General features: G+C 75.9%; 6 protein-coding genes and 1 pseudogene. All 7 read left to right on the top strand.

Features of this window, described 5'->3' with window-relative positions; genetic code table 11:
- A pseudogene (locus DI269_RS14150) lies at positions 1–258 on the top strand (hydrogenase formation protein HypD); the annotation flags it as partial.
- A complete protein-coding gene (gene hypE / locus DI269_RS14145; RefSeq protein WP_112136886.1) occupies positions 255–1,307 on the top strand; it encodes a hydrogenase expression/formation protein HypE in 1,053 nt (350 codons plus the stop codon). The pseudogene DI269_RS14150 and the gene hypE, both read left to right, overlap by 4 nt.
- A 9-nt stretch (positions 1,308–1,316) precedes the next feature.
- Positions 1,317–2,405 carry a 4Fe-4S dicluster domain-containing protein gene (locus DI269_RS14140; RefSeq protein ID WP_112136884.1) on the top strand — a complete coding sequence of 363 codons (1,089 nt, stop codon included), beginning with the start codon at positions 1,317–1,319 and terminating at the stop codon, positions 2,403–2,405.
- The gene (locus DI269_RS14135; protein ID WP_112136882.1) at positions 2,402–3,262 is read left to right on the top strand and encodes an FAD/NAD(P)-binding protein; all 861 of its coding nucleotides are present in this window, start codon (positions 2,402–2,404) and stop codon (positions 3,260–3,262) included. Before DI269_RS14140 ends, DI269_RS14135 begins: the two co-directional genes overlap by 4 nt.
- Positions 3,262–4,032: an NADH-quinone oxidoreductase subunit B family protein gene (locus tag DI269_RS14130; RefSeq protein ID WP_112136880.1), complete on the top strand. Its 771-nt coding sequence runs from the start codon at positions 3,262–3,264 to the stop codon at positions 4,030–4,032. Before DI269_RS14135 ends, DI269_RS14130 begins: the two co-directional genes overlap by 1 nt.
- Positions 4,022–5,332: a Ni/Fe hydrogenase subunit alpha gene (locus DI269_RS14125; RefSeq protein ID WP_112136878.1), complete on the top strand. Its 1,311-nt coding sequence runs from the start codon at positions 4,022–4,024 to the stop codon at positions 5,330–5,332. The genes DI269_RS14130 and DI269_RS14125 overlap by 11 nt, the downstream gene beginning before the upstream one ends.
- 19 nt (positions 5,333–5,351) lie before the next feature.
- Positions 5,352–5,849: universal stress protein (locus tag DI269_RS14120; RefSeq protein WP_112136876.1), on the top strand; the 498-nt coding region annotated here is incomplete at its 3' end.

Below are 5,849 nucleotides of genomic sequence, written 5' to 3'. Positions count from 1 at the left end.
CTCGCCGGCGCCTACGCGGCGTTCGACGCCGAGCGCCGCTTCGACACCGGCGGCCCCCGCGCCGCCGAGGACCCGCGCTGCATCGCCGGCGCCGTCCTGCGCGGCACCGCCGTCCCCACCGACTGCCCCGCCTACGGCACCGACTGCACGCCCCGCCGCCCGATCGGCGCGCCCATGGTCTCGGCCGAGGGCACCTGCGCCGCCTACCACCTCGCGGGCCGCGCCCCGCTGACGACGACCTCCGGGAGCACCCCATGACCACCGCACCGCTCGCACTCGCGTGCCCGCTGCCGCTGACCGGGACCGACCGGGTCCTCATGGGGCACGGCGCCGGCGGCCGCCTCTTCGGCGAGCTCTTCGACACGCTCCTGGGCCCGCTCACCGGGGCCGGACCGGTCGCCGAGGACGCGGCGGTCGTCCCGGTCGACGGCCCCGACGGCGTCCGCGTGGTCGTCTCCACCGACAGCTTCGTGGTCACCCCGCGCGACTTCCCCGGCGGCGACATCGGGTCGCTGGCCGTCCACGGCACCGTCAACGACGTCGCCATGCGCGGGGCCCGCCCCATCGCGATCACCCTCGCCTACATCATCGAAGAGGGGTTCCCGGTCGACGAGCTCGCCCGCGTCACCGCCTCGGCCGCCGCGGCCGCCGCAGAGGCGGGCGTGCCGATCGTCACCGGCGACACCAAAGTGGTCGAACGCGGCGGCGCCGACGGCATCTACGTCAACACCACCGGGATCGGCGTCCTCCTCCCCGATGCGGCCGTCACCGCCGCGGGCGCCGTCCCCGGCGACGCCGTGCTCCTGTCGGGACCGGTCGGCCGCCACGGGGCCGCGGTCCTGGCCGCGCGCGAGGGCTTCGACTTCGACGAGCCCTCCGACTCGTGCGCGCTCGGCCGCATGGTCGAGGACATGGTCGGTGCGGGCGGCGCGGGCGTGCACGTCCTGCGCGACGCCACCCGCGGCGGCCTCGCCGCGGTCCTCAACGAACTCGCCGCCGCCTCGGGCGTCGGCATCGAGATCGACGAGGCCGCCGCCGCCACCACCGACCAGGTCGCGGCCCTGTGCGACGTGCTCGGGCTCGACCCCTTCCACCTCGCGTGCGAAGGCACCCTCGTCGCGATATGCGCCCCCGAGGCCGCCGCCGACGTCCTCGCCGCCATGCGCGCCCGGCCCGAGGGCAAAGGCGCCCGCCGGATCGGCGCCGTCACCGCCGCGGCCGAACCGCGCGTCCTCGCGCGGACCCCCCTGGGGACCGCGCGGGTGGTCGACCCGCCGCTGGGCGAGCAACTCCCCCGGATCTGCTAGGAGGACACCGTGCGCACCCACCGACCGGCTCCCGCCGTCATCGACCGCAACGGGCTCGACCAGCTCGTCAAACTCCTCATCGCCGACGGCCGCACCGTCATCGGCCCCGTCGAGCGCGACGGCGCGATCGTCCTCGACGAGATCGAGAGCGGCGCCGAGCTGCCCGACGGCGTCGGCGCCGAGACCGGCCCCGGTCGCTACCGCCTGCACCGGCGCGCCGACCGCGCCGTCTTCAACCACGCCGCCGGACCGCAGTCCTGGAAGCGGTTCGTGCACCCCGTCCGCCAGCGCGTCGACGCCCCCGAGGAGCCCCGCCCGCTCGCGTTCATCGGCGTGCGCCCGTGCGACCTGGCCGCGCTGTCGGTCCTGGACGGCGTCTTCGGCGCCGCGCCCCACCCCGACCGGCGCTACCAGGCCCGCCGCGACCGGGCCTTCGTGGTCGCCGTCGACTGCGTCGAACCGGGGGCGACCTGCTTCTGCGCCTCCGCCGGCACCGGTCCGGCCGCGACCGGCGGCTACGACCTCGTGCTCACCGAGCGCGTCGAGGGCGGGCACCGCTTCCTCGTCAGCGCCGGCACGGTCGAGGGCGAGGAGGTCCTGGAGCGCCTGACCCGGCGCAACGCCACCCGCGAGGAGGCCGCCGAGGCCGACCGGGCCCTGCGCGGGGCCGCCGAGTCGATGGAGCGGTCGCTGCCGGCGACGGACCTGCGCGCCCTGCTGGCGCGCAGCCGCCGCTCCGAGCGGTGGCAGGAGATCGCCGACCGGTGCCTGGCGTGCGCCAACTGCACCATGGTGTGCCCCACCTGCTTCTGCACCACCGTCGAGGACGTCACCGACCTGCGCGGCGGCCGTGCGGAGCGGTGGCGGCGGTGGGACTCCTGCTTCGACCCGGACTTCTCGTACACCGCCGGGGGCACCGTGCGCACCTCGGTCGCCTCCCGCTACCGGCAGTGGATGAGCCACAAGCTCGGCACCTGGCACGACCAGTTCGGCACCTCCGGGTGCGTCGGCTGCGGGCGGTGCATCGCCTGGTGCCCGGCCGGCATCGACATCACCGCCGAGGCCGCCGCGCTGGCGAGGGAGGAGGAGCCGCGATGACCGCCGCACGCGGGGCCGTCCGCGCCGGGCCGCGGGACGCCATGGCGCCGCTGGAGTACACCGTCGTCCACCGCCGCACCGAGACGCGCGACACCGCCACGCTGACGCTGGCGCCCGCCGCGGGAGCGCGGACGGACCCGGCCCGGCCCGGGCAGTTCACGATGCTCTCGGTCGCCGGCGTCGGCGAGATCCCGGTCTCGATCAGCGGCGCCGAGCGGCTCGACGGCCGGATCGTGCAGACGGTCCGCGACGTCGGGGCGGTGTCGGGGGCCCTGTGCCGGATGCCGGTCGGCGGGGCGGTGGGCGTGCGGGGGCCGTACGGGCGCGGCTGGGATCTGCGCTCGGCCCTGGGCGGGGACCTGCTCGTCATGGCCGGGGGCATCGGCCTGGCCCCGCTGCGGCCCCTGGTCCTGACCGCCCTGTCGCTGCGGGTGCGCTTCGGGCGCATCGTGGTCCTGGTGGGCGCCAGGACCGCCGCCGACCTGCTCTACCCGCTCCAGGTCGCCGCCTGGGCCCGCCGGCGCGACCTCGAAGTGGAGTCCACCGTGGACCGGGCGACGCCGGGATGGGCCCGCCCGGTGGGGCTGGTCACCGAGCCGCTGGCCCGCACCCGGCTGGACCCGGAGCGGACGACCGCGTTCCTGTGCGGGCCCGAGGCCATGATGAAGGCGTCCGCCGCGGCCCTGCTGGAGCGGGGCCTGGCGCCCGCGCGCATCCAGGTCTCCCTGGAGCGCAACATGCAGTGCGGCATCGGCTGGTGCGGGCACTGCCAGCTCGGCCCGTACCTGCTGTGCTGCCAGGGCCCGGTGCACCGCTGGGACGCCGTGGCCGACCTGCTCGACATCGAGGAGCTGTGATGCGCCGACCGTCCCTCGCCGTCTGGAAGCTCACCTCCTGCGACGGCTGCCAGCTGACCCTCCTCGACTGCGAGGACGAGCTGCTCGACATCGCCGACGCGGTCGAGATCCGCCACTTCCCCGAGGCCACGAGGCGGGACCTGCCCGGCCCGTTCGACGTCTCCCTTGTGGAGGGATCGATCTCGACCCCGGCCGAGGCCGAGCGGATCAGGCGCATCCGCGAGGAGTCCGGCGTGCTCGTCGCGATCGGGGCCTGCGCCACCGCGGGCGGGTACCAGGCCCTGCGCAACGGCGCCGACCTGGAGGCGTTCCAGCGGATCGTCTACCCCCGCCCCGAGGCGATCCGCTCCCTGGACCGGGTCAGCCCGGTCGCCGCCCACGTCGAGGTCGACTACGAGCTGCACGGCTGCCCGATCGACCGGCGCGCCCTCCTGGGCCTGCTCTCGGCGCTCCTCAACGGCAGGCGACCCGACCTCCCCGCCGGGTCGGTCTGCGCCGAGTGCAAGCAGCGCGGCGTGAACTGCCTGCTCGTCCTCGGCCGCGCCCCCTGCCTGGGCCCGGTCACGCGGGCCGGCTGCGGCGCGCTCTGCCCCGCCTACGACCGGGGCTGCTACGGCTGCGCGGGTCCGGCCGAGTCGGCCCGGCCCGAAGCGATCGTCCCGGTCCTGCGCCGCCGCGGGCACGGCGACGCCGCGATCCGGCGGCTGCTGCGCGGCTGCACCACCGCCGCACCCGGACGCGACTCGGAAGGAGCCGACGATGACGCATAGGGGGCCGGTCGACCGGCTCATCACCGCCGGGGAGATCTCCCGCGTGGAAGGCGAAGGCGCCCTGCGGCTGCGGGTCGCGGACGGCCGCGTGACCGAGGCCGAGCTGCACCTGTACGAGCCGCCCCGCTACTTCGAGGCGCTCCTGGTCGGCCGCGGGCACGCCGAGCCGCCCGACATCACCGCCAGGATCTGCGGGATCTGCCCCGTCGCGTACCAGATGAGCAGCTGCCAGGCGATCGAGGACGCCTGCGGCGTCCAGGTGCCCGAGGAGATCTGGGCGCTCCGGCGGCTGCTGTACTGCGGCGAGTGGATCGAGAGCCACGCCCTCCACATCTACCTGCTGCACGCCCCGGACTTCCTGGGCCTGCCCGACGCGGTCGAGCTGGCCCGCGCCGACCGCGCCCTCGTCGAGCGCGGCCTGGCGCTCAAGCAGGCGGGCAACGAGGTCATGGAGGTCGTCGGCGGCAGGGCGATCCACCCGGTCAACGTCCGCCTCGGCGGGTTCCACCGCCTCCCGTCCGCCGAAGAGCTCGCCCGCCTGGAGCGGCTGCTGCGGCCCGCGCTCGACCGCGCGCTCCAGACCGTGGAGTGGGCCTCGCGGCTGGACTTCCCCGACTACGAATGCGACCACGCGCTCCTGGCGATGTCCGCTCCGGACGGATACCCGATGGAGCGCGGCCACCTGGTGACCGACTCGCTCCAGGAGTTCCCGGCCTCGGCCTGGAACGACTTCGTCGAGAGCCGCCAGGTCCCGCATTCGACCGCACTCCAAGCGTTCCTGCAAGGCCGCCGGTATCTGAGCGGCCCGCTGGCGCGGTATTCGCTGAACCAGGCGAAGCTGTCGCCGCTGGCCCGCCAGGCGGCCCGGGCGGCGGGACTGGGGAGCCGGTGCGTCAATCCGTTCCAGAGCATGCTCGTCCGCGCGGTAGAGGTGGTCTACGCGATCGAGGAAGCGCTCCGGATCCTGGAGACGTACCGGCCTCCCCGCCGCCCGTACACCGACGTCCCGGCCCGCGCGGGCGAGGGCCACGGGGTGACCGAGGCGCCGCGCGGGATCCTCTACCACCGCTACCGGATCGACCGGGACGGCCGCATCGGGCAGGCCCAGATCGTCGCCCCGACCGCCCAGAACCAGGCCGCGATCGAGGAGGACCTGCGCCGCCTCGCCGGAGGCTGGCTCGACCTCGACGACGCCGCGCTCACCGCCGAGTGCGAGCGGGCGATCCGCAACTACGACCCGTGCATCTCCTGCGCCGCCCACTTCCTGGACGTGCGGCGCACCGGGCCGGAGCACGGCTGACCCGAAGGGAGGCAATGCGATGGAACGCATGCGAACGGAGTCGCCCCCGCCGCCCCGCGCCGTCGTCGGGGTCGACGGCTCCCGGTCGTCGGAGCACGCCCTCCGATGGGCCCTGGACTGGGCGCGGGCGCGCGGCGGACTGGTGGAGGCCGTGCACGTGGTCGACACGACCGCGGGCCTGTCCTATGCGATGAACGCCGTCCCGTTCGAGCACTACACGAGCGCGGTCAGGAGGTCGCTGGCCCGCACGGTCGCCCGCGCCGCCGCCGGCAGGACCGACGTGCCCTGCGCGCTCACGATCGACAACGGCCGGCCCGCGGCGGTGCTCATCAGGCACGCCCGAGGCGCCGACCTGCTCGTCGTCGGCGACCGCGGCCGCAGGCCCGTCGTCGGCGCGCTGCTCGGATCGGTCGGCCGGGCCTGCGTCTTCCACGCCCCCTGCCCGGTCGTGGTGGTGCCGTACCCGCGGCCGGCCGCCGTCTCCGGGCGCGGCCCGGAGATCGGGGACGCCGTCCGG

Source organism: Glycomyces dulcitolivorans (assembly GCF_003265355.1).
Lineage (GTDB): Bacteria > Actinomycetota > Actinomycetes > Mycobacteriales > Micromonosporaceae > Glycomyces > Glycomyces dulcitolivorans.
The sequence above is the reverse complement of the archived record's forward strand: the minus strand, read 5'-3'. Positions and strand labels throughout refer to the sequence as shown.